This is a genomic window from Microbacterium sp. zg-Y818 (genome assembly GCF_030246905.1).
Lineage (GTDB): Bacteria > Actinomycetota > Actinomycetes > Actinomycetales > Microbacteriaceae > Microbacterium.
Genome location: NZ_CP126741.1, coordinates 1280636 through 1303600, shown reverse-complemented (window position 1 = coordinate 1303600; position 22965 = coordinate 1280636). Strand labels below are relative to the sequence as shown.

Sequence of the window (22965 nt, the reverse complement as noted above, 5' to 3'; positions counted from 1 at the left end):
GAACGTCGTCGCGGCCTCCGGCACGCGAACGCTTCAGGCCTGAGCGGGCAGGGCGCGCGCGCCCGAAGCTGAGCAGCCATTGTTCCGAGCCACCTTCTGGAGAAGTTCCTGTGACTGACGTCGTGATCCCCTCAGACGTGACCTACCCCGCCGACGGGTTCGCCCTGTTCCCCGACCGCAGCGTGATCGCGCTGCGCGTGAACGGCGAGCTCAAAGACCTCGCCACGACCGTCGGCGAGACCGACGAGGTCGAGCCCGTGACGATCGACAGCCCAGACGGCCTGTCGATCCTGCGCCACTCGACGGCGCACGTCCTCGCCCAGGCGGTGCAGCGCATCCGGCCGCAGGCGAACCTCGGCATCGGCCCGCCGATCGAGAACGGGTTCTACTACGACTTCGGCGTCGATGAGCCCTTCACTCCCGAGGACCTCAAGGCGATCAAGAAGGAGATGGAGCGCATCGTCCGCGAGGGCCAGCGCTTCGTGCGCCGCGTCGTCACCGACGAAGAGGCACGCGCAGAGCTCGTCGACGAGCCCTTCAAGCTCGAGCTGATCGACCTGAAGGGTGCATCGAAGGATGCCGCCGAGGGCGCATCGGTCGAGGTGGGCGCCGGTGAGCTCACCATCTACGACAACGTGAGCCGCGACGGCGAGACGGTGTGGAAGGACCTGTGCCGCGGGCCGCACGTGCCGGGCACGCGCATGGTCGGCAACGGCTGGGACCTCACCCGCATCGCCGGGGCCTACTGGCGCGGCAGCGAGAAGAACCCGCAGCTGCAGCGCATCTACGGCACCGCATGGCCCACCAAGGACGAGCTGCGCGCCTACCAGCAGCGTCTTGAAGAGGCCGCCAAGCGCGATCACCGCAAGCTCGGCAAGGAGCTGGACCTGTTCTCGTTCCCCGATGAGATCGGCTCCGGGCTGTCGGTGTGGCACCCCAAGGGCGGTGTGGTCCGTGGCGAGATGGAGCAGCACGCCCGTCGCCGCCACATCGAGGGCGGGTACACCTACGTGTACACCCCGCACATCTCCAAGGAAGACCTCTTCCTGCAGTCCAACCACCTCGTCACCTACCGCGAGGGCATGTTCCCGCCCATCCGCATGGACGAGGAGCGCGACGCCGAGGGTCACATCGTCAAGCAGGGTCAGGATTACTACCTGAAGCCCATGAACTGCCCGATGCACATCCTCATCTACAAGGAGCGTGCCCGCAGCTACCGCGACCTGCCCATGCGCCTCGCTGAGAACGGCACGGTGTACCGCAACGAGCTCTCTGGCGCCCTTCACGGTCTCACCCGCGTGCGCGGCTTCACGCAGGACGACTCGCACCTGTTCGTCACCCCCGACCAGCTCGAGGCGGAGACCACCCGGGTGCTGGAGTTCGTCCTCTCGATGCTGCGCGACTTCGGGCTCGAGGACTTCGAGCTCGAGCTGTCGATGCGCGACGACGAGAAGGAGAAGTGGATCGGCTCGGAGGAGTTCTGGGAATACTCCACCAACGCCCTCCGCAACGTCGCGCACTCCAGCGGCCTGAAGGTCACCGAGGTCCCCGGCGAGGCCGCGTTCTACGGACCCAAGATCGATCTGAAGACCCGCGACGCCATCGGCCGCACCTGGCAGCTGTCCACCGTGCAGGTCGACGTCAACCTGCCGGAGCGCTTCGACCTCGAATACACCGGTCCCGACGGCGAGAAGCACCGGCCGATCATGATCCACCGGGCGCTTTTCGGCTCGATCGAGCGGTTCTTCGCGATCCTGCTCGAGCACTACGCAGGCGCCTTCCCGGTGTGGCTCGCGCCCGTGCAGGTCGTCGCCATCCCCGTCGCCGAGCAGTACGGCGACTACCTGGACGGCATCGTCGACCAGCTGCGGATGCAGGGCGTGCGTGCCGAGGTCGACCACTCCGACGACCGCATGCAGAAGAAGATCCGCACCCACACCACGCAGAAGGTGCCGCTGCAGCTGATCGCAGGTGAGCAGGACCGCTCCGCGGGCACCGTGTCGTTCCGCTTCCGCGACGGCACGCAGACGAACGGGGTGCCCGTCGACGACGCCATCGCCCTGGTGCTGCGCGCCATCGCCGACCACACCCTCGTGGACACGGCAGAGGATCTGACGTGACCGACGAGGAACTCGTCGACGCGGCGACCCTCGCCGGCGTGCCCGACGAGTTCCAGCGGCTGTGGACGCCGCACCGCATGGCGTACATCCATGCGGGCGCCGAGGCGATGCGGGCGCAATGCCCGTTCTGCGCCGCCCCCGAGAAATCGGATGCCGACGGGCTGATCGTGCACCGCGGACGCACCGCCTACGTGCTGCTCAATCTCTTCCCGTACAACTCCGGCCACCTGCTGGTGTGCCCGTACCGCCACGTCGCGACCTATGACCAGGCGACGACCGAGGAGGTCGCCGAGATCGCCGAGCTCACGCAGACGGGCATGCGCGTACTGCGCGAGGTGGCGCGCTGCGACGGCTTCAACATCGGCATGAACCAGGGCGCGGTAGCCGGTGCCGGCGTGGACGAGCACCTGCACCAGCACATCGTGCCGCGGTGGGCGACAGACGCGAACTTCTTCCCGATCATCGCCAAGACCAAGGCCCTGCCGCAGCTCCTGGGAGAGGTGAGGGTAGCGGTCTCCACAGCCTGGCCGCAAGGGTGAACGCATCCCGGTAGCCTGGCGGGACGCTTTCGAGAGGAAACCCTTTCCATGATGTCCCCCCACCGCGCGCTCACCGCCACTGCTGCCGCCGCGCTCCTCGCCGTCTCGCTGACGGCGTGCTCCATCTATTCGACCGAAGGGGCGCAGCGCATCGACGTCCCAGAAGACAGCATCTCCACACCCGCACCGGAGGCCACCGACGAGGCCACCGCCGACGAGGCCACCGCGCCGCAGGACGATGCCGCCGTCGACATGGAAGCCGCGTTCGCGGAGCGCGATGCCTTCATCGAGGCCCAGCAGCAGCCGCTGGACGGCACTCCGCTCGTCGCGAAGACGCCGGAGCAGACGGAGCTCATCAGCCAGCAACGCGCGTACGTCGAGTCGCAGGGCGGCACGTGGGATGCCAATGCAGAGAGCATCACGCTCGCCCTCGCGCTGGACGCCTGCGAGACATCGATCCTCAACGGTCACGCCGTGGACGTCGAGGTGTTCCGCGCACACGTCAACAGCTCGCCCCTCATCGCCGCCGTTTCCGGTGGCGACCCGCAGGCCATCGAGGGCGCTCTGAGCATCATGGTGTTCGGCACCGGCTTCCTCTGCCCCGCCGACGCCCCGCAGTGGGAGTCGGCCTGGAGCGAGACCGGCGGCGTCTACTGACGAGGAGGGGCCGGCTGAGCCGGCCCCTCGCTCTCAGCGCACCTGCTGCACGTCGAACTGCAGCCGCGGGTGGGCGTAGAACTCCTGCGACTCCACGAGGGCGAGCTCCCGCTGGCCGGACTCGTGGGTCGTGCGCAGCAGGTCGAAGACACTCGACGTGGTGCTCGCCAGCGCCTCCGCGGCACTGCCGGTGCGCCGGTAATGCGCGGTGAACAGCGCCGCCGTCACATCGCCCGACCCGTTGGCCTTCATCGGCAGCAGCGGAGTCTGCACGATCCACGCGCCGGCGTCGTCGACCACGAGCATCTCGATGGTCCCGTCGGCACGGTCGGGGCGCTCGACGCTCGTGACGAGCACCGTTCGAGGCCCCATCGCCCGCGCGAGATCCGCCGACTCCAGCGTCTCCTCGATCGTCGCCGGCTCGGTGCTGGTGAGAAAGCCCAGCTCGAACTGGTTGGGCGTGATGATGTCCGCCGCCGGGACGACTTTCTCCCGCAGCAGCACGGGAATGGCCGGAGCGACGAAGCATCCGGACTTGGCGTTGCCCATCACGGGGTCGCACGCGTACACGGCATCCGGATTGGCCGCCTTCACCCGGGCAACGGCGTCGACGATGACATCGCCGATGCCCTCGCTGCCCTGGTACCCCGACAGGACGACGTCGATCTCGCCGAAGACACCGCGCTCCTCGATGCCGGTGATGACCTCGCGCACGTCGTCGGGAGAGATGAGCGGGCCGCGCCAGGCACCGTAGCCGGTGTGATTCGAGAAGGTGACGGTGTACACCGGAAGCACCTCGACGCCGATGCGCTGAAGCGGGAACACCGCGGCGGAGTTGCCGACGTGACCGTAGGCGACGGCGGACTGGATGGACAGGATCTTCACGGGTGGTGACCTTCTTTCATGGGAGACGGGCTTCGCTGAGAGGCGGGCTTTGCTGGGCGGCGGCCGCACGGGCGGCGGCGAGGTCGATTGCGAGCCGTTCGGCGTCGTCGTCGGAGAGAGTGTGCACGGTCAGCCGGAGCCGCCGCGTCGCTGCGGGGTCGGCGAGCGCGAACTCGTCGCCCGGGCGGGCGAGCCAGCCGCGCCTCTCGAGCTGTTCGGCGACGGTGCGGGCCGGCGCGCCTACGTCGACCCACAGGCTGAGACCGTCGCCGGCATCGGCGTGGATTCCGTGCGCGACCAGCCGCGCGGCGAACGCACGGTTGCGTCGCAGGTAGTGCTCGCCGGCGCTGTCGACGGCATCCATGACCCGCGTGTCGGTGACGAGCGCCACGGTGAGACGCTGCAGCAGATGACTGACCCACGTGCTGCCCGGGCTCAACCGGCCCGCCAGGCGCTCGGCGGTGCCGGCATCGGTCGCGGTCACGGCGAGGCACATGTCCGGCCCGAGGAATTTCGACACCGACCGGATGAGCGCCCAGCGACGGTGCCCCGGCGGGACGATCGAGTGGTACGGCCGGCGAGTGAGCAGCGAGAAGTGATCGTCGACGATCACGAGGGCATACGGGTGCGGCGCCAGCACCTCCCGCAGCTGCGCTGCGCGCTCGGGCGTGAGGCTCGCGCCGGTGGGGTTCTGGGCGCGGGGAGTGCAGATGACGGCGCGCACCCCGTGCGCGAGGGCGGCGCGGAGTCCCTCGACGGTCATCCCCTCGTCGTCCACCGGGACCGAAACCGGACGGTAGCCGCCGAGCCGCACCGTCCGCATGCTGGAGAGAAAGCACGGGTCCTCCAAAGCGACGCCGTCGTCGCGCACCAGAGCCTCGGCCAGCAGGCGCTCGATCGCGTCGACGGCACCGCCCGTGACCGTCACCTGCATCCCCTCCGGGTCCGGCACGTCAGGAGCCATCCACGCCCGTGCCCACCGTTCCAGGTCCGGGTCGACCACCGGCTCTCCGTAGAGCACCGGGCGCCCCGCGAGAGCGGCCAGCGCGCGCGAAGGGTCCGGGATCAGGGCGGGGTCGGGGTTGCCGTCCGCCACGTCGCGCAGGTCGCTGCCGTGCGCGTAGCCTTCCACCGGCATCGGCGAGGGTGCGCTCACGCGCGTGCCGCCGCGCCCGTGCCCGGTCACCGCACCGGCCTGCGCCAACAGGCGGTAGGCCGCCACGACCGTGTTGCGATTCACGGCGAGGCGATCGGCGAGCATGCGCACCGGAGGCAGCGGATCGCCGGGGGAGAGGCGCCCGCTGTCGACGAGCGCGCGGACGCTCTCGGCGATCTCCGCCGCCGAAGATCCCGTGATCGCCTGACCCGTTCCGCCCGCTCCGCCCATAACGGCCCCATGCTAGCGTCTGGCCTAGGCCAAACGGACGCACCAGGGCCGACAGGGCGTCAGATCGCCGTCGGCAGTTCGCGCACCAGGCGTGCGATCGCGTCCGCCGTGCGATCGATGTCGTCGGGCGCTGTCGCCCAGCTCGACATGGAGCAGCGCAACACCGCCTTGCCGCGCCACTGGGCACCGGTCAACGCGGCCGTGCCCTCAGCGAGGATCGCCGCCCCCAGCGCGCGGGTATCGCCGTCGGTGTCAAGCCGGAACATCACCTGTGTGTAGACGACGTCGTTGACGACGCTCACCCCCGGGATGCCGCGCAGGCGCATCTCCAGCTGCAGGGCGTTCCGGTGCAGCCGGGCGACCATCTCCGCCACCCCCGCCCGACCGAGGGATCTCAGCGCAGCCCACGCGGGCACGCCCCGCCCGCGTCGCGAAAGCTCGGGGGTGACGTCCCACGGGTCCAAGCTCGAGTGGATCAGGTAGTCGCCGCCCGCGTGGAAGAGGGCTATCGAGTCGGCGGGGTCCCGCACGATCGCCATGCCGCAGTCGTAGGGGACGTTGAGGGTCTTGTGCCCGTCGGTGGCCCAGGAGTCGGCCTCGCCGACGCTCTCGGTGAGGTGACGCAGCTCCGGCGCCGCCGCCGCCCAGAGCCCGAAGGCCCCATCCACATGCACCCATGCGCCGTGGCTGCGGGCGAGGGGGATCAGCTGCGCGAAGGGGTCGAACGCCCCCGTGTGCACTTCACCGGCCTGCAGGCACACGATCACCGGTGCGCCCTCTTCGGCACGCAGGGTCTCCGAGAGTGCCTCCGGCAACATCCGCCCCTCACCGTCCGAGGCGACCACGGCGATCTCGGCCGCGCCGACGCCGGCGAACCGCAGGGCACGGTCGACGGCGCCGTGGCGATCGGCACCCACCACGAACCGCAGCGGCGGCGCCCCGCGCAGACCGTCACGCGTCAGGTCCCATCCGGCCCGGCGCAGCACCGCGTGACGCGCCGCGGCCAGGCAGACGAAGTTGGCCATCTGCGCGCCGGTGACGAAGCCCACCGACGCATCGCGGGGGAGTCCCAGCAGCTCGCACGTCCACGCTCCGGCGATCCGCTCCAGTGCGACGACGGCAGGCGTCATGGTGCTGGAACCGGAGTTCTGATCCCACGCCGAGACCAGCCAGTCGGCGGCCAGCGCAGCCGGCAGGGTGCCGCCGATGACGAAGCCGAAGAACCGGCCGCCCGCGATACCCACCAGCCCGGGCTGCGCACGGGCGGCGAGCTCGGCGATCACCCGACCCGCGTCGACGGGATTCTCCGGCAGCTCCCGCCCGAAGGCGGCGAGCATGTCGTCCACATCTGCGCGTGGCCATACCGGACGTTCGTCGAGCTCGTCGAAGAACGCCAGCGCCGCGCGGTATGCCGCCCCCAGGGCGCGCTCCCTCTCGTCCATGCCGCCAGTGTGCTCCGCACCGGAGCGCCGCACCAGGCGCAGCGTTGCCGTGGTCGTCGCCGCCGTACACAGGCGCGGGCTCTGCCCATAGACTGTTCCGCATGTCCGGCCACTCCAAGTGGGCGACGACGAAGCACAAGAAGGCCGTCATCGACAGTCGCCGTGCCAAGTCATTCGCCAAGCTCATCAAGAACATCGAGGTCGCCGCCAAGCTCGGCGGCGCGGATCTCTCAGGCAACCCGACGCTCTACGACGCCGTCCAGAAGGCGAAGAAGACGTCGGTCCCCAACGACAACATCGACCGTGCCATCAAGCGCGGTGCGGGCATCGGGGGAGAAGCCGTCGAGTACACCTCGATCATGTACGAGGGCTACGGCCCCAACGGAGTGGCACTCATGATCGAGTGTCTGACCGACAACAAGAACCGCGCCGCGGCCGAGGTGCGCACAGCTCTGTCGCGCAACGGCGGCAACCTCGCCGATCCCGGCAGCGTCGCGTACAACTTCACCCGCAAGGGCGTCATCGTGGTGTCGTCTGAGAACACCACCGAGGACGACGTCATGCTGGCCGTTCTCGACGCCGGCGCCGAGGAGATCCTGCCCCACGGGCAGGGGTTCGAAGTCATCACCGAGGCCTCCGACCTGGTCAAGGTGCGCACGGCGCTGCAGGATGCCGGCATCGACTACGAATCGGCCGATGTGGAGTTCGTCCCGAACCTCAAGGTCGAGATCGACGCCGACACCGCGCGCAAGGTCTTCCGTCTCATCGACGCGCTCGAGGACAGCGACGACGTGCAGAACGTCTTCAGCAACTTCGACCTCACGCCCGAGGTGCAGGGCCAGCTCGAAACCGACGACGAGAGCGACTGAACGCACCCACCGGACGGAGCGCCTGGGACGGATGCCACCACCCGCGGGCTAGCGTAGGCGGGTGGCATCCACCGGCACTCTCCGCGTTCTCGGCGTCGACCCGGGCCTGACCCGATGCGGCGTCGGGGTCGTCGACGTCGCGCGCAACCGCTCGGCGTCGCTGGTGCACGTCGGTGTCGTGCGCACCGAGCCGTCGCTGCCGATCGAGCAGCGTCTCGCGGCCATCGCTGCGGGACTTCGCGCGGTGCTCGATGAGCACCGGCCCGACGTCGTGGCGGTCGAGCGGGTCTTCGCCCAGCACAACCGCAGCACGGTGATGGGAACGGCGCAGGCCAGCGGCATCGCCCTGCTGCTGGCGGGGGAGCGGGGCCTGGTTGCCGCGACCCACACGCCCTCCGAGGTGAAGGCCGCTGTCACCGGCTACGGCGCCGCGGACAAGCTGCAGGTGCAGACCATGGTCGCGCGCGTGCTGCGGCTCGACGCGTTGCCCCAGCCGGCGGATGCCGCCGACGCGCTGGCCCTGGCTCTCTGCCATGCCTGGCGCGGTGGGCTGACGGCCTCTGCCTCTGGCTCAGGCTCTGGCTCTGGCTCGGCGACGCTGACGCCGGCGCAGCGGGCGTGGGCGAATGCCGAGCGTGTGACGCGGCGCTGAGGGTTTGGTTTTTGGCCGGTGTTAGGCGCCGGTTTCTCCACAGCCGGATGCCGGCAGAAGTTATCCACAATCGCCGTTTGGCCTGGGTTTTAGGCGCGGTCAATGTCGGTGGACCTCGGCAGAATTATGGGTATGAGCAGTTCACCAGCAGCCACGACGAGACGCGATACGCGCTCGCGTGGTGCGGTGCTGGGGGAGTTGGAGCGCACGAGGGCGCGGATCGCGGCGTTGCAGGCCGAGGAGCTGGGGTTGCTGGCGCGGGCGGATGCGATCGCGGCGGCGCGGACCGCCCTGGTGCCGTCCAGTGCGGGCCGGGAGCGGGAGATGCCGTTGCGGGAGATGGCCGCCGACGTCGCCGCGGTGTTGCGCCGGTCCGACCGTGTGATCCAGGACCGCCTGCACGACGCGACCGTCCTGGTGACCGGGTTCGCCGCGACCGTCGCGGCGTTGCGGGCGGGGGCCATCGACACGGCGCACGTGCGGATCATTCAGGATGCCGGGGTCCGCATCACCGACCCCGACGCGCGCGCCCGGTTCGAACAGGCCGCCCTGGTCGTCTGCGAGCGGGAGACACCGGGGCGGGCCAAGCCGATCATCGCGATGATCGCGCAGAACCTGCACCCCGTACCCCTCGCCGAGCGTCACGCCGAGGCTGCCGCCGGGCGGCGGGTGTGGGTGCGGGATCTCGAGGACGGGATGGCGGAACTTGCCGCGGTGCTCCCGGCGGCGTTGGCGTACGCGATCCACGACCGGCTCACCCAACACGCCCGCGAGGTCGCCGCCGCCCAGCGCGCCGCGGCCGCAGACGGGACGGACAGCGGGCCCGCGGCAAGCACGCCTGAGGACGGCGGCGCGGCCGCGCCTTCGGACACCGACGCCACGGGCACGGTGCAGGCACACCCGGATGAGCAGCCCGTGGCCGAAGAGCCGGCGGACACCGACGCAGCCGCGACCGATACCCGCACCGCCGACCAGGTCCGGGCCGACGTCCTCACCGACCTGCTACTCACCGGCCACGCCAGCACACCCGCCTCGTCCCGCAGCATCCCCGCGGGGCAGGCGATCACCGCGCACGTGCAGATCGTGATCCCCGTCGACACCCTCACCGGCGAAGGCACCGCGCCGGCCGAACTCATCGGGTACGGGCCCATCGACCCCGATACCGCCCGGCACCTCGCCGCGACCACGGACCTCTGGGAGCGGGTGTTCACCTCCCCGACCACCGGCGCCGTGCAGCACGTCGACACCTACCGGCCCAACCGGGCACAGCGCAGGCACCTCGACGCCCGCGACGAGCACTGCCGGTTCCCCGGATGCCGAAGGCCCGTGTACTACTGCGACCACGACCACACCCTCGACCACGCGCGAGGCGGACCCACCGCGTTGTGCAACCTCGCGAACCTCTGCGTCCGGCACCACACCCTCAAACACGCCAGCGCCTGGACCGTGATCCAGAAGCTGCACGGCATCCTGGAATGGACCAGCCCCACCGGGCGGACCCACCTCGACATCCCGCGACGCGTGCTCGAATTCACCGCCCTGGCCGCAGCCGAGGGCCCACCACCGTTCTGAGAACGCCTCGGCAACAGCCTGGCCGCGGGGCACCCGACAGGGCCGACCCCGGCCGCGGGCGCGTGTCGATAGAACAAACATCCGAAGGCGGCCGTAGGCTCGGAGCATGATCTCCTCCGCACGCGGTCGCGTGCTGCACCTCGATCCCGACAGCGTGATCGTCGACGTCAACGGCGTCGGGTTCTCGATCGCGGTGACCCCGCAACTGTCGCGGAGCTTTCACGTAGGCGACGAGATCGTGCTGCACACGCACCTCGTCGTGCGCGAGGACGCCCTGGCGCTGTTCGGGTTCGCCACCCGCGACGAGCTCAGCGTCTTCCTCCAGCTGATCAGCGTGTCGGGGGTGGGGCCCAAATCCGCCCTCGGCGTGCTGGCTTCGCTGACCGTCGACCAGATCGCGCAGGCGGTCACCGCAGAAGACGACGCGCCGTTTCGTCGCGTGTCGGGAATCGGACCCAAGACGGCCAAGCTCATCGTGGTTCAGCTCGCCGGCAAGCTGCAGGCCCTCGGGCTCGGCGGCACGGGCGGGGCTGTCGCGTCGGGAAAGGCCGACGAGAAGGTCGTCGCGCAGGTCGTGGCCGCCCTCGTCGGCCTGGGGTGGAGCGAGCGGATCGCAGCGGAGGCCGTCGGCCCGGTGGCCGAGGCGGCATCCGAGCGCCAGCGGGGCGACGTCTCAGCGCTGCTGCGCCTGACGCTGGCCCAGCTGGGCCCCTCCCGCAAGGAGCCCGCCGGTGGATGAGACCGTGAACCCCGCCGAGCCGCAGGACGAGATCGAGCTGGCGGTCGAAGGTGCGCTGCGACCCAGCTCGCTGGCCGAGTTCGTCGGGCAGCACAAGGTGCGCGGCCAGCTGCAGCTGCTGCTCGAGGCGGCGCGCATCCAGCAGCGCCCGGCCGACCACATCCTGCTCTCCGGGCCCCCGGGCCTGGGAAAGACCACGCTGGCGATGATCGTCGCACACGAGAGCGACCGTCCGCTTCGCCTGTCGTCGGGGCCTGCAATCCAGCATGCCGGCGACCTGGCGGCGCTGCTGTCCAGCCTGACGCCCGGCGAAGTGCTCTTCATCGACGAGATCCACCGCATGGCCCGCTCCGCCGAAGAGATGCTGTACCTCGCCATGGAGGACTTCCGCATCGACATCATGGTGGGCAAGGGTGCCGGCGCCACGAGCATCCCCCTCGAGCTGGCGCCGTTCACCCTCGTGGGCGCCACGACCCGCTCCGGCATGCTCCCCAATCCGCTGCGGGACCGGTTCGGGTTCACCGCGCACCTCGAGTACTACGAACCGAGCGAACTGGAACAGGTCGTGGAGCGATCGGCTCTCGTGCTCGGGGTCGGTCTTCCGGCACATGCGCGCGCCGAGATCGCGCGGCGCTCCCGCGGCACGCCCCGCATCGCCAACCGCCTGCTGCGGCGCGTGCGCGACTACGTCATCGTGCACGGCCAAGGCGGGCGCGCCAGCGCCTTCAACGGCGGGCCGGCGGCGACGCAGGCCGACGTCAACGCCGCGCTCGAGCTCTACGACGTCGACCCGATCGGGCTGGACCGGCTCGACCGCGCCGTGCTCGACGCGCTCGTCCGGCGATTCCGCGGGGGACCGGTGGGGCTCAGCACCCTCGCGGTGACCGTGGGGGAGGAGGCCGAGACGATCGAGTCTGTGGTGGAGCCGTATCTGGTGCGCATCGGGTTCATGGGGCGTACGCCCCGCGGTCGCATCGCCACCCCCGAGGCATATGCCCACCTGCGCGTTCCGCACGCCGAAGGGGCGCTGCGCATCGATGACCTATAATCGCTGAAGGCTTTCGCCGCAACCTCTGCTGGGGTGCCTCACGGCATGCCCGAACCGAAAGGTGACCTCACCTCCATGGAATTCGCTGTCTTCTTCGCCGAGTACGGCCTCATCCTGCTGCTCGGCGCTCTGCTCGTCTTCATGTTCTGGAGCTCACGCCGTCGCATGCAGCGCCAGAAGGCCGAGCAGGAGGCGAAGGCGCGCCAGACGGTTCCCGGCGCCGAGGTGCTCCTGCAGGGCGGCCTCTACGGCACGATCGTGGCCTACGACCCCGAGAACCTCGACCAGCCGGCCATCGTTGAAATCGCGCCGGGTGTCGACATCAAGGTGCACAGCCAGGCGATCCTGCGCGTCGTCGACCCGGCCGAGGGCGTCGTCACCGAAGACGAGTTCATCGAGTCCGAGGCAGCCGAAGACGAGTACGTCGCCGATGTCGCCGACGGCGACATCACCTCGGTCGACGATGACCGCAACCGCGCATCGGGCGGCACAAACGACACCGACCCGGGCACCAAGCCCCTGGCCTGATCCGTCTCGCCGCTGCGGCGGCGCGCGAGAAAGCTGACCACACGTGGCCACTTCCACCCCCGTCCGGCACGCCTGGCGCGCGTTGACCGGACTTCTGGTCATCACCGCCCTCCTGTTCGGCATCAACGCGCTCGGCGTGTACGGCTTCGGCAAGAGCTCGTGGGTTCCGGAACTCGCGCTCGACCTGCAGGGCGGAACGCAGATCATCCTCGAAGCGCAGACCGAGGACGGCGCCGACCCCAGCACCGAGCAGATGAACCAGGCTGTCACGATCATCCGCCAGCGTGTCGACGCCTCGGGCGTCGGCGAGGCCGACGTCACCACCGAGGGCGGCCGCAACATCGTCGTCCAGATCCCGGGCGAGGCAGACGAAGCCACGCGCGAGCGCATCGAGGCCTCCGCGCAGCTGCAGCTCCGCGCGGTGCTGGCCACCGGCGCCCCCGCCAACACCTTCATCGGCGAGGACGGCAACGAGACGCCGTACCCGCAGCCCGATCCGTCACTGCAGGCGACCCCGTCCACGGAGCCCACCAGCGGCAGCGACCCGGCGTGGATCACCCCGGCACTCGAGGCGCAGTACCTCGCCTACGACTGCGCCGACCCGGCGAACGACCCCGCTTCCGCGCCTGCGGACCAGCCGCTGATCACCTGCGACCCGTCCGGCACCGTCAAGTACCTGCTGGGGCCCGTCGAACTCGACGGATCGTCGATCTCGGACGCCACCCACGGCATCGTCCAGCAGAACGGCCAGTGGGCGGTCAACCTCGTCTTCGACGATCAGGGCACCCGCGAGTTCGGTCAGATCAGCCAGCGGCTGTACGGCCAGAGCCCGCCGCTGAACCAGTTCGCGTTCATCCTCGACGGCTTCGTGCTGTCGGCTCCGTCGATGAACGCCGTCATCCTCGACGGCAAGCCGCAGATCACCGGAAGCTTCACGCAGGAGAGCGCCAAGGTGCTCGCCGACCAGCTGAAGTACGGCGCGCTGCCCCTGAGCTTCGAGGTGCAGAGCTCGAGCACGATCTCGGCGACGCTCGGCTCCCAGCAGCTGCAGATCGGCCTCATCGCCGGACTCATCGGCCTTCTGCTGGTGGCGTTGTACTCGGTCGCGGTCTACCGCGCGCTGGGCTTCATCATCATCGCGTCCCTGCTGGTGATGGGTGTGCTCACCTACATCTCCCTGTGCATCCTGGCCTGGCGCATGGGCTTCCGTCTGTCACTCGCCGGCGTCGCGGGCGTGATCGTGTCGATCGGCTTCACCGCCGACTCGTTCATCGTCTACTTCGAACGCATCCGAGACGAACTGCGCGACGGCAAGAGCATCACCAGCGCCGTCGAGGACGGCTGGTCCCGCGCCAAACGGACGATCTACATCTCGAAGTCGATCAACGTCCTTGCCGCTGTCGTGCTGTACATCCTCGCCGACGCGACGGTGAAGGGATTCGCCTTCACGCTGGGTCTGACGACCGTCATCGACGTGCTCATCTTCATCCTGTTCACCCACCCGACGCTGCAGCTTCTGGCACGCACCCGCTTCTTCGGATCCGGTCACCCGCTGTCGGGTCTGGACCCCGCCGCGCTGGGCGCCGTCTACCGCGGGCGTGCGCAGTTCCGCACGCCGATCGTCCCCGCCAAGGGGGGCGCCGGCAAACGCGCCGTCCGCGCCAAGGGTGAGGCCGAACGCCGGCAGACCATCGCCGAGCGCAAACAGGCCGAGCTCGCAGCCGCACGTCGCGGTGGCAATACCGACCGCACGAAGGAGGGGAGCAGCTGATGGGCGCCATGAGCAACTTCGGCAACGACCTCTACACCGGCAAGCTCTCGCTGCCTTTCATCCCGAAGCGGCGACTGTGGTTCATCCTCGCGGCGGCCCTGGTGATCGGCGCGGCCCTCGTGCCGCTGTTCCGCCCCATCCAGTTCTCGATCGAGTTCACGGGTGGGTCGCAGTTCACCGTGTCCAACGTGGCCGAGACCGATCAGGCCCTCGCCACCGACGCGGTCCAATCGGTCGTCGAGGGCGCCACCACCAAGGTCACCACCGTCGGCGGTGACGCCATCCGCGTGCAGACCGACCAGATGACCGCTAACGAGACGCAGGCGGTCACTGCGGCGTTGGCCGAGGTCTACGACGTCGCGCCAGCCGAGGTGACCTCGTCCTTCATCGGTCCCAGCTGGGGCGCCGACGTGACCCGGCAGTCGCTGTGGGGCCTGGCGATCTTCCTTGCCATGACCTTCATCATCCTCGCGCTGTACTTCCGCACCTGGAAGATGTCGGTCGCCGCGATCATCGGCCTGGTCGACGTGCTCATCATCACGGTCGGGATCTACTCGCTGTTCGGCTTCGAGATCTCGCCGGCGGCGGTGATCGGCTTCCTCACGATCCTCTCCTACGCCCTCTACGACACGACGGTGGTGTTCGACAAGATCAGGGAGAACACCACGGAGGACGGCGAGAACTCCGGCCGGCTCTTCGGCGAATCGGTCAACCTCGCCGTGAACCAGACGCTGGTGCGTTCGATCAATACGACGGTCGTGGCCATCCTCCCCACCGGCGCGATCCTCTTCATCGGCGCGCTGTGGCTGGGCGCGCAGACCCTCACCGACATCTCGCTTTCGATCTTCGTCGGCACGATCGTCGCGGCGTACTCGACCGTGTTCGTCGCCGCACCCCTGTACTCGCTGATGCGCGAGAACGAACCGGCCATCAAGGCACGCGACGAGCGGGTGCGTACCGCTCGCGAACTGGCCCTGACGGACGCCTGAGGCGCAGCCTGCCCGCACCGCGGGCGGACGTAGAATTGACGGGTTGAGACGACCGGAGGTGAGCGCATGACAGAGGCCGTGCCCGCCGCCCAGTCATCGTCGCTGCGCCGACTCGTCCCGCGCATCTTCTCGCGGGCGGCACGCCGCGACGACGTCGAGAAGCTGTTGCGGACGGTGCGCACCCACCACCCCAAGGGTGACCTGTCGATCGTCGAGCGTGCGTACGCCGCAGCGGACCGCGCACACGCGGGCCAGAAACGGCGGAGCGGTGAGCCCTACATCACCCACCCGCTCGCCGTCGCCCAGATCCTCGCCGACCTCGGCCTGGGGCCGCGCGCCATCGCCGCGGCTCTGCTGCACGACACGGTGGAGGACACCGACTACCGGCTCGACCAGCTGAGCGCCGACTTCGGCGACGAGGTCGCGATGCTGGTGGACGGGGTCACCAAGCTCGACAAGGTCAAGTACGGCGACGCCGCGCAGGCCGAGACGGTGCGAAAGATGATCGTGGCGATGTCCCGCGACATCCGCGTGCTGCTGATCAAGCTCGCCGACCGTCTGCACAACGCGCGCACCTGGGGATTCGTTCCCCCGGAGAAGGCCGCCAAGAAGGCGACCGAGACCCTCGAGATCTATGCGCCCCTCGCGCACCGCCTCGGCATCCAGGCTGTGAAGTCCGAGCTCGAGGACCTCTCATTCGCGGTGCTGCACCCGAAGCTCTACGCCGAGATCGACAGCCTGGTCACCCAGCGCACTCCGCAGCGCGAGCAGTACGTGCAGTCCGTCATAGAAGCGGTCGAGGCCGACCTGCGGGAGCTGCGCATCCGGGGCCGCATCATGGGCCGTCCCAAGCAGCTGTACTCCGTCTACCAGAAGATGGTGGTGCGCGGGCGCGAGTTCGACGACATCTACGACCTCATCGGCATCCGCGTGCTCGTCAACACCGTGCGTGACTGCTACGCCGTGCTCGGCGCCCTCCACGCCCGTTGGACGCCGCTCCCCGGCCGCTTCAAGGACTACATCGCCACGCCCAAGTTCAACCTCTACCAGTCGCTGCACACGACCGTCATCGGTCCCGGCGGCCGCACGGTGGAGATCCAGATCCGCACCCACGAGATGCACCAGCAGGCCGAGTACGGCGTCGCGGCCCACTGGAAGTACAAGGAGCAGATGGCCGGCGGCAAGTCCGGCGCCAAGTCGGTGGACGCCGACATGGCCTGGCTGGCGCACATCTCCGACTGGCAGGCCGAGACGGCCGACCCGGGGGAGTTCCTCGACTCCCTGCGGTTCGAGATCGGCGCCAAAGAGGTCTACGTCTTCACACCCAAGGGGCGCGTCATCGGCCTGACCGCCGGAGCGACCCCCGTGGACTTCGCTTACGCCGTGCACACCGAGGTCGGCCACCGCACCATGGGCGCGAAGGTCAACGGGCGCCTGGTGCCGCTGGAGTCCGAGCTCAAGAGCGGCGACGTCGTCGAGATCTTCACCTCGAAGAACCCTGACGCAGGCCCCAGCCAGGACTGGCTGAGCTTCGTCAAGAGCACCCGCGCACGCAGCAAGATCCGCGGCTGGTTCACCAAGGAGCGCCGCGAAGAGGCGATCGAGCAGGGCAAGGATGCCATCGCCCGCGCGATGCGCCGCCAGAACCTGCCGCTCCAGCGCCTCATGAACCAGGACTCGTTCTCGGAGGTCGCGCAGCAGTTGCGCTACGAGGACGTCTCGGCTCTGTATGCGGCGGTCGGCGAAGGCCACGTCTCCACGCAGTCCGTGATCGAGAAGGTCACCGCCCTCGTCAGCGCTGTCGACGACACCGCGACAGGTCCGATCAGCCTGCCGCCGGTGGGGCGGTCACGCCAGCCGCGCACCGGCGACTCCGGCATTCTGGTACGCGGTGCCCCCGACATCCTCGTCAAGCTCGCCAAGTGCTGCACGCCGGTCCCCGGCGACCAGATCGTGGGCTTCGTCACCCGCGGCAGCGGCGTCTCGGTTCACCGGGCGGACTGCACCAACGTTCAGTCCCTCATGACCGACCCTGAGCGCATCATCGAGGTGGAGTGGGCTCCGACGAGCAAGAGCATCTTCCTGGTGCACATCCAGGTCGAGGCGCTCGACCGCTCCGGCCTGCTCAGCGACGTCACCCGCGTGCTGAGCGAGAACCACGTGAACATCCTGTCCGCGAGCGTGTCGACGACGAACGACCGGCTTGCGATCAGCCGCTTCGTGTTCGAGATGGGCGACACCGTGCACCTGGACCGCGTGCTCAACGCGGTACGGCGCATCGACGCGGTCTACGACGTGTACCGGGTCACCTCGTCCTGACCGGCTGTGCCCGGCGGTGGCCGGGCGCTCGGCACGGCGTACGCCCGCAGGAACGCCACCGCCGCCCGTTTGTCGGGAACCGGTCCCGCCGCCGCCAGCCACGCCAGCGCCTCGTCCCTCAGGTGCGGAGCGATCGTCATCATGCGCACGGCGACGTCGCGGTGGGCGGCGTCGCGTGACCGGGCGAGGTCGGCGAGGGTGCGCGTGGGGGAGGTGACCGCGACGCCGCCGATCACGTCGGCGTCGGCGGCATCCAGCCGCACATCGCTGTAGCGCACCCGGGCGTCGAGCGACGGGCTCAGGCGGCGGGCCACGACGCGCTGCACGGCGTGCCGGGCGGGGGGCGTGTCGAGGACGCCGTGCACCCACGCGGCGCTCAGGTGTGTCGCAGCGAGCGTCTGCCCCACCAAGGGCGCGAGAGAGGCAGCCCGTAGCTCCCTCGTCTCGACCGCATCCGCGGGCATGTATCCCTCGCCGACCTCCACCAGGTCACCGTCCAGACGCGCAGCCGCGAGCTCGGCGCCCGACAGGCGACCGCCGGCGAAGTAGAGGAATGGTGACGGCATGCGCTCATGGTCGCCCATCCCTGCGGCCGTGTGAGCACGAAAGCCCCGACTGTGGACAGTCGGGGCTTTCGATGTGCAGTGCAGAGCGGGTCAGCCGCCCAGGGCGGACAGCCATGCCTTGCGGGCAGCCAGGGCCTCGTTGGCGGCTGCCTCAGCGCGGCTGTCGCCCGCGGCGCGCGCCGCCTCGAGCTCGGACTCGAGCTTCTCGATCGCGTCGTTGAGCTGGCGCGTCATGTCGTTCGCGCGCGCCTTGGTCTCGGGGTTGTTGCGCTTCCAGTCGGTCTGCTCGCGCGTGGAGAGGGCCTGCTCGATCTTGCGCAGGTCGTCGTCCAGCGAACGCTCGACGTCGCGGGGGAAGATGCGACCGAGCTCGTCCCAGCGGCGCTGGATGCCGGTGAGCAGCTGGCGCGCCTTGGCGATGTCCTTCTCGTCGGGGACGGCGGCGGCCTCGACCAGCAGGGCGCGGCGGGCCTCGATCTTCTCCTTGGAGGCCTCGGCGTCGGCATTCTCACGCTCGGCGCGGGCACCGTAGAGCGCGTCGCCGGCGGCCTTGAAGCGGGCCCAGAGCGCGTCGTCGACCTTCTTGCCGGCCCGACCGGAGCTCTTCCACTCGTCGAGCAGATCGCGGTACGCGGCGATGCCGTCCTCACCGCGCGGCGCGAGTGCCTCGGCACGCTCGACGAGGCGCGTCTTACGGTCGCGGGCGGCCTTGTGGGTCTCGTCCAGCTCGGCGTAGAACTCGCGGCGATGCTTGTCGACCGTGCCGCGTGCATCGCGGAACCGCTTCCACAGCTGCTGCGCCGTCGACTTCGGCAGACGGGGACCGTTCTGCTGGTGGGCCTGCCACTGATCGAAGAGCGACGTCATGTCGCTCGTGGCCTGCTTCCACTGCACCGACTTGGGGTCGCGCGCCGCGAGCGCCTCGGCCTGCTCGACGAGCGAGGTACGGTGGGCGATCGCCTGCTCGACGGCTTCGCGCGCGGCGGCGACCTCGGATTCCGACGCCGTCGCGAGCTCGGCGTCCAGCGCCTCCACTCGGGCGCTGAGCGAAGCGAGATCGCCGACGGCCATGGCGCCGTTGACCTTGTCGCGAACGAGGGCGACGGCCGAGCGCAGGTCAGCTGCGCTGGCACCGCCGCGGCGGTGGCGCACCTCGAGGAGAGTCACCTCGCTGACGAGATCGGTGTACTTGCGCTCGAAGTAGGCGAGCGCCTCGGCCGGCGTGCCGTCCGGGTACTGGCCGACGGCGCGCCAGTCGTCGCCTTCGCGGACGAAGACGGTGCCGTCGTCGTCGACGCGACCCCACGACGCCGACGGCGCGGCCGGCGGGAGCACGGGCTTCACGGCGGCCTGCGGGGCGCGCGGCATCGGCGGGCGCGGGCCGGGTGCGGGCGCGGGGGCGGCCACGGGTGCGGCGGGCTCAGCGGACTCGGTCGAGACAGCGGGCTGCTCGGTCGACTCGGCGGGCTCGGGAGCCTCGGCGGGCTGGTCAGCCGGCTCGGCGGGCTCAGGAGTCTCAGCGGGCTGGTCAGCCGGCTCGGTGGACTCGGTCGACTCGACCGGTGCGGTGGGCTCCTCGAGGGAGTCACCGGCATCCGTCGTCGTCTCTGCCGCGCCCGTGTCGGGTGCGTCGTTGGGCTGGGTCACGGCGTCCACCTCGTCGCCCGTAGCGGGCGTATCGGTCTCGGGCATGTCGGGAGTGGGCTCTGCTGCGGCGTTCACGGAATATTCCTCGTCGCGGCTTGCGCCGCCTTCGCTGGTGGTCGGCTCACAGCCTAGTACGGCAGGGGGCCCGGGTCAGGGGGTGGTGGTCGGTGTGGGGGTCGGGTCCGTCGTGGCATCCGGCTCGGGAAGCGGAAGATCGGGTGCCGGCGTGGTCTGCGAGGGCGTGGGGGTGGGCTCCGGCACGCCGGGTCCAGTCGTGTAGTAGAGCACCTGTCCGCCGATGATGGCCAGCAGCAGCGCGCTTCCGGCGATCCCCGCGATGAGGTTGTCGCGGCGACGACGCTGCTTCAGCCCGCGCTGGTAATCCAGGCGCGCCTGGTAGACCCGCGCACGCTCTCGTGCGACGCGATCGTCACGGCCCTTCGCCCCAGGTGCCACGGAACCTCCCTCGATCCCGGGTGCCCGGGTTGATGCCGAGCCTACGCGGCCGCGAAAGCGGGCCGCAAAACGCCGCCGCCGCGCCGGCGTCGGCGGCCGCGGCTAGCCTGGAAGGGTGACAACCCCCGCGGCGCTCTTTCAGGGCCAGACGCCCCTGCCCGTGCGCATGCGGCCGGTCTCGCTCGACGAGGTCGCCGGGCAGCGCCATCTGCTGCGTCCCGGGTCGCCGCTGGTCGCGCTCGCCTCGACCGAGACGCGTGGAGCCGCCGCCACCTCGGTGATCCTGTGGGGACCGCCCGGCACCGGCAAGACGACGCTCGCGCAGGCTGTCGCGCGCTCGTCGGGCCGTCGCTTCGTGGAGTTGTCGGCGGTGACGGCCGGCGTCAAAGACGTGCGCGAGGTGATGCAAGAGGCGCTGACCCAACGCGACATGTACGGGCAGTCCACGATCCTCTTCCTCGACGAGATCCACCGATTCACCAAGGCGCAGCAGGACGCGCTGCTGCCGGGCGTGGAGAACGGCTGGGTCGTGCTCATCGCCGCCACCACCGAGAACCCGTCGTTCTCGGTCATCTCGCCCCTGCTGTCGCGTTCGCTGCTGCTGACGCTGCAGCCGCTCACCGACGAGGACCTCGGCATGCTGGTCGATCGTGCGGTCAGCGACCCCCGGGGGCTCGCGGGAGCCGTGGCCCTCGATGACGATGCCCGGGCCGCGATCATCCGCCTCGCCTCGGGCGACGCCCGCCGCGCTCTCACCGCACTCGAGGCTGCGGCATCCATGGCCGACCCCGAAGCCGAGACGCCGGTGATCACCGCCGACCTCGTCGCGCAGGCCGTCGACCGGGCGCTGCTGCGCTACGACCGGCAGGGCGACGAGCACTACGACGTGATCAGCGCGTTCATCAAGTCCATCCGCGGCTCCGACGTGGATGCCGCCATGCACTACCTGGCCCGCATGATCGAAGCGGGGGAGGACCCGCGCTTCATCGCCCGGCGCCTGGTGATCTCGGCATCCGAGGACATCGGGCTGGCCGACCCGCAGGCCCTGACGATCGCGGTCGCCGCGGCCGACGCGGTCGCCTTCATCGGCATGCCGGAGGGCCGCATCCCGCTGGCCGAAGCGACGGCGTACCTCGCCACGACGGCCAAGTCCAACGCCGCGTACAACGCCATCAACGCCGCGATCGCCGATGTGCGCGCCGGCGGCTTCGGGCGCGTGCCGGTGCACCTGCGCGACGCCCACTACCCGGGGGCCAAGCGTCTGGGCCACGGCAAGGGCTACGTGTACCCGCACGACCTCGACGTGGGCGTGGCTACGCAGCAGTACTTGCCCGACGAGCTGCGCGGCCGCCGCTACTACGAGCCCACCGCCCGGGGTGTCGAGCGCGACATCGGCGCGCGCGTGGAGAAGATCCGCAAGATCCTCGGCGACTGACCGCACCGCGTCGGTGGCTGGTTGGAGTGGCAGTTTGTGCGGCCTCAGCTCCGTGGGCGCGGCTCGTGCGGTGGTGGTCGCCCTCCACCTCGACGACCGAGCCGGCCGGCGCGCCATCGGTGGAGAAGCGGGCCGATTCCACGCCCGTGCAGGAGGCGCCGACCCTCAGAAGGCTCACACCCCTCGTCTGGTACTCTTGATCGGCTCGAAACCCAGTTTTCGGGCATCCCCTCTTCTCTTTCACCACCTACCGGCATGCCCCGGCGTGCAGTCCGGACAGGGCGAGGAGAGGCGATACGTCCGTGAGCCGCGAAAGTCGCGGCCACGTCATCGGAAGGAACACTTCGTGGCAACGAAGTCCCAGGACCGCCGCAAGGTCCGTCTGTCGCGCGCCCTCGGCGTCGCACTGACCCCGAAGGCCGCCCGCTACCTCGAGAAGCGTCCTTACGCTCCCGGCGAGCACGGCCGCACCAAGCGCAAGCAGGACAGCGACTACGCCGTCCGTCTGCGTGAGAAGCAGCGTCTGCGCGAGCAGTACGGCATCCGCGAGAAGCAGATGCGCAACACGTTCAACGAGGCCCGCCGCAAGGACGGCCTGACGGGTGAGAACCTCGTCGAGCTGCTCGAGATGCGTCTGGACGCCCTCGTCGTGCGTGCCGGCTTCGCCCGCACCACCGCGCAGGCCCGCCAGCTCGTCGTGCACCGCCACATCCTGGTCGACGGCCAGACCGTGGACCGCCCGTCGTTCCGCGTGAAGCCGGGTCAGCTCATCCACGTCAAGGCCAAGAGCGAGGGCCTCGAGCCCTTCCAGGTCGCAGCCGCCGGCGGTCACGCCGAGGTGCTGCCGCCCGTTCCCGCCTACATCGAGGTCGAGCTCGACAAGCTGCAGGCGCGCCTCGTGCGTCGCCCGAAGCGCGCCGAGGTGCCCGTCACCTGTGACGTGCAGCTCGTCGTGGAGTACTACGCCGCGCGCTGACCCCCGGGTCAGACCGCAAGGTCGTGTGGAGGGCGCCGGGGCAACCCGGCGCCCTTCGCGGTTTGCACCTAACATTGAACCGCGCCGCCTCTGCGGCGCATCAGATCGAGGATGTGGTGACGTGAAGAAGCTGGTGTGGTTCGTCCTGGGGATCGCCGGTGGCTTCATCCTCGCCCATATGGTCGACAAGGACCCGCGTGGCCACGAAGTGCTCGCCGACCTCGACGCCCGCATCACGGAGTTCACCGATCGCATGGGCGACGCCTATCGCGAGCAGGAGGCCCGCCTCTCCGAGGTCGTGGCCGCGGTGACTCCCACCGACGACTGATTCCCCCCACCCGTCCGGCCCCGTCACACGGTGCTGGACC

21 protein-coding genes are annotated in these 22965 nt (G+C 69.9%); 15 read left to right on the top strand and 6 right to left on the bottom strand.

Features of this window, described 5'->3' with window-relative positions; genetic code table 11:
- Positions 1–110 precede the first annotated feature (110 nt).
- From thrS to QNO21_RS05965, 3 genes are read left to right on the top strand one after another with little or no spacing between them, the layout of a single operon-like run.
- Positions 111–2120 (top strand): threonine--tRNA ligase, encoded by a 2010-nt coding sequence (gene thrS / locus QNO21_RS05975; protein ID WP_257516845.1) that lies wholly within the window; start codon positions 111–113, stop codon positions 2118–2120.
- Positions 2117–2659 (top strand): HIT family protein, encoded by a 543-nt coding sequence (locus QNO21_RS05970; protein WP_257516844.1) that lies wholly within the window; start codon positions 2117–2119, stop codon positions 2657–2659. Before thrS ends, QNO21_RS05970 begins: the two co-directional genes overlap by 4 nt.
- 48 nt (positions 2660–2707) lie before the next feature.
- The gene (locus QNO21_RS05965) at positions 2708–3316 is read left to right on the top strand and encodes a hypothetical protein (protein WP_257518880.1); all 609 of its coding nucleotides are present in this window, start codon (positions 2708–2710) and stop codon (positions 3314–3316) included.
- A 33-nt stretch (positions 3317–3349) separates the two neighbouring features.
- Here QNO21_RS05965 and pdxY read toward each other — a convergent pair whose 3' ends face one another.
- The 3 genes from pdxY to QNO21_RS05950 are packed head-to-tail and all read right to left on the bottom strand — an operon-like array spanning position 3350 to position 7030.
- The gene (pdxY, locus tag QNO21_RS05960) at positions 3350–4201 is read right to left on the bottom strand and encodes a pyridoxal kinase PdxY (RefSeq protein WP_257518879.1); all 852 of its coding nucleotides are present in this window, start codon (positions 4199–4201) and stop codon (positions 3350–3352) included.
- A 16-nt stretch (positions 4202–4217) separates the two neighbouring features.
- Complete coding sequence (locus QNO21_RS05955; RefSeq protein ID WP_257518877.1) at positions 4218–5588, bottom strand: aminotransferase class I/II-fold pyridoxal phosphate-dependent enzyme; 1371 nt, start codon at positions 5586–5588, stop codon at positions 4218–4220.
- A gap of 59 nt (positions 5589–5647) precedes the next feature.
- Positions 5648–7030 (bottom strand): pyridoxal phosphate-dependent decarboxylase family protein, encoded by a 1383-nt coding sequence (locus QNO21_RS05950; RefSeq protein ID WP_257518876.1) that lies wholly within the window; start codon positions 7028–7030, stop codon positions 5648–5650.
- 101 nt (positions 7031–7131) lie between these two features.
- On the opposite strand from QNO21_RS05950, the gene QNO21_RS05945 reads away from it, so the two are divergent.
- The 9 genes from QNO21_RS05945 to QNO21_RS05905 all read left to right on the top strand — a co-directional run bounded on the left by QNO21_RS05945 (position 7132) and on the right by QNO21_RS05905 (position 17517).
- Positions 7132–7899, top strand: a complete 768-nt coding sequence (locus QNO21_RS05945) for a YebC/PmpR family DNA-binding transcriptional regulator (RefSeq protein ID WP_257518875.1) — start codon at positions 7132–7134, stop codon at positions 7897–7899.
- Positions 7900–7960: 61 nt separating this feature from the next.
- On the top strand, positions 7961–8551 hold the full coding sequence (ruvC, locus tag QNO21_RS05940) for a crossover junction endodeoxyribonuclease RuvC (RefSeq protein WP_257518874.1): 591 nt from the start codon (positions 7961–7963) through the stop codon (positions 8549–8551).
- Between the two features lie 132 nt (positions 8552–8683).
- A complete protein-coding gene (locus tag QNO21_RS05935) occupies positions 8684–10123 on the top strand; it encodes an HNH endonuclease signature motif containing protein (RefSeq protein WP_257518873.1) in 1440 nt (479 codons plus the stop codon).
- Positions 10124–10229: 106 nt separating this feature from the next.
- Positions 10230–10862: a Holliday junction branch migration protein RuvA gene (gene ruvA, locus QNO21_RS05930; RefSeq protein ID WP_257515195.1), complete on the top strand. Its 633-nt coding sequence runs from the start codon at positions 10230–10232 to the stop codon at positions 10860–10862.
- The gene (gene ruvB / locus QNO21_RS05925) at positions 10855–11910 is read left to right on the top strand and encodes a Holliday junction branch migration DNA helicase RuvB (protein WP_257518872.1); all 1056 of its coding nucleotides are present in this window, start codon (positions 10855–10857) and stop codon (positions 11908–11910) included. Before ruvA ends, ruvB begins: the two co-directional genes overlap by 8 nt.
- A gap of 75 nt (positions 11911–11985) precedes the next feature.
- On the top strand, positions 11986–12438 hold the full coding sequence (locus QNO21_RS05920; RefSeq protein ID WP_257515201.1) for a preprotein translocase subunit YajC: 453 nt from the start codon (positions 11986–11988) through the stop codon (positions 12436–12438).
- Positions 12439–12481: 43 nt separating this feature from the next.
- Entirely contained in the window at positions 12482–14209 is a 1728-nt protein-coding gene (gene secD, locus QNO21_RS05915; protein WP_257518871.1) for a protein translocase subunit SecD, read from the top strand.
- Positions 14209–15198 carry a protein translocase subunit SecF gene (gene secF / locus QNO21_RS05910; protein ID WP_257515198.1) on the top strand — a complete coding sequence of 330 codons (990 nt, stop codon included), beginning with the start codon at positions 14209–14211 and terminating at the stop codon, positions 15196–15198. The genes secD and secF overlap by 1 nt, the downstream gene beginning before the upstream one ends.
- A 66-nt stretch (positions 15199–15264) precedes the next feature.
- A complete protein-coding gene (locus QNO21_RS05905; RefSeq protein WP_257518870.1) occupies positions 15265–17517 on the top strand; it encodes a RelA/SpoT family protein in 2253 nt (750 codons plus the stop codon).
- Here the strand turns inward: QNO21_RS05905 and QNO21_RS05900 are convergent.
- The 3 genes from QNO21_RS05900 to QNO21_RS05890 all read right to left on the bottom strand — a co-directional run bounded on the left by QNO21_RS05900 (position 17487) and on the right by QNO21_RS05890 (position 20186).
- On the bottom strand, positions 17487–18083 hold the full coding sequence (locus tag QNO21_RS05900) for a type IV toxin-antitoxin system AbiEi family antitoxin (protein ID WP_257518869.1): 597 nt from the start codon (positions 18081–18083) through the stop codon (positions 17487–17489). The two genes, QNO21_RS05905 and QNO21_RS05900, sit on opposite strands and share 31 nt — an antisense overlap.
- Positions 18084–18173: 90 nt before the next feature.
- Positions 18174–19805 (bottom strand): DUF349 domain-containing protein, encoded by a 1632-nt coding sequence (locus tag QNO21_RS05895; protein WP_374211406.1) that lies wholly within the window; start codon positions 19803–19805, stop codon positions 18174–18176.
- Positions 19806–19880: 75 nt separating this feature from the next.
- Positions 19881–20186, bottom strand: a complete 306-nt coding sequence (locus QNO21_RS05890; protein ID WP_257518868.1) for a dioxygenase — start codon at positions 20184–20186, stop codon at positions 19881–19883.
- 115 nt (positions 20187–20301) lie between these two features.
- On the opposite strand from QNO21_RS05890, the gene QNO21_RS05885 reads away from it, so the two are divergent.
- From QNO21_RS05885 to QNO21_RS05875, 3 genes are all read left to right on the top strand, one after another.
- A complete protein-coding gene (locus QNO21_RS05885; protein WP_257516579.1) occupies positions 20302–21621 on the top strand; it encodes a replication-associated recombination protein A in 1320 nt (439 codons plus the stop codon).
- 346 nt (positions 21622–21967) lie between these two features.
- Positions 21968–22597 carry a 30S ribosomal protein S4 gene (rpsD, locus tag QNO21_RS05880; RefSeq protein WP_257517378.1) on the top strand — a complete coding sequence of 210 codons (630 nt, stop codon included), beginning with the start codon at positions 21968–21970 and terminating at the stop codon, positions 22595–22597.
- A 121-nt stretch (positions 22598–22718) separates the two neighbouring features.
- Positions 22719–22925 (top strand): hypothetical protein, encoded by a 207-nt coding sequence (locus QNO21_RS05875; RefSeq protein WP_257517379.1) that lies wholly within the window; start codon positions 22719–22721, stop codon positions 22923–22925.
- Positions 22926–22965: the final 40 nt, after the last annotated feature.

Bases quoted from the DNA above. Each gene is read 5' to 3' on its own strand.
- QNO21_RS05900 (WP_257518869.1), bottom strand. From the start codon at position 18,083: ATGCCGTCACCATTCCTCTACTTCGCCGGCGGTCGCCTGTCGGGCGCC.
- QNO21_RS05950 (WP_257518876.1), bottom strand. From the start codon at position 7,030: ATGGACGAGAGGGAGCGCGCCCTGGGGGCGGCATACCGCGCGGCGCTG.
- QNO21_RS05945 (WP_257518875.1), top strand. From the start codon at position 7,132: ATGTCCGGCCACTCCAAGTGGGCGACGACGAAGCACAAGAAGGCCGTC.
- QNO21_RS05905 (WP_257518870.1), top strand. From the start codon at position 15,265: ATGACAGAGGCCGTGCCCGCCGCCCAGTCATCGTCGCTGCGCCGACTC.
- ruvA (WP_257515195.1), top strand. From the start codon at position 10,230: ATGATCTCCTCCGCACGCGGTCGCGTGCTGCACCTCGATCCCGACAGC.
- QNO21_RS05955 (WP_257518877.1), bottom strand. From the start codon at position 5,588: ATGGGCGGAGCGGGCGGAACGGGTCAGGCGATCACGGGATCTTCGGCG.
- QNO21_RS05965 (WP_257518880.1), top strand. From the start codon at position 2,708: ATGATGTCCCCCCACCGCGCGCTCACCGCCACTGCTGCCGCCGCGCTC.
- secF (WP_257515198.1), top strand. From the start codon at position 14,209: ATGGGCGCCATGAGCAACTTCGGCAACGACCTCTACACCGGCAAGCTC.
- QNO21_RS05920 (WP_257515201.1), top strand. From the start codon at position 11,986: ATGGAATTCGCTGTCTTCTTCGCCGAGTACGGCCTCATCCTGCTGCTC.
- QNO21_RS05935 (WP_257518873.1), top strand. From the start codon at position 8,684: ATGAGCAGTTCACCAGCAGCCACGACGAGACGCGATACGCGCTCGCGT.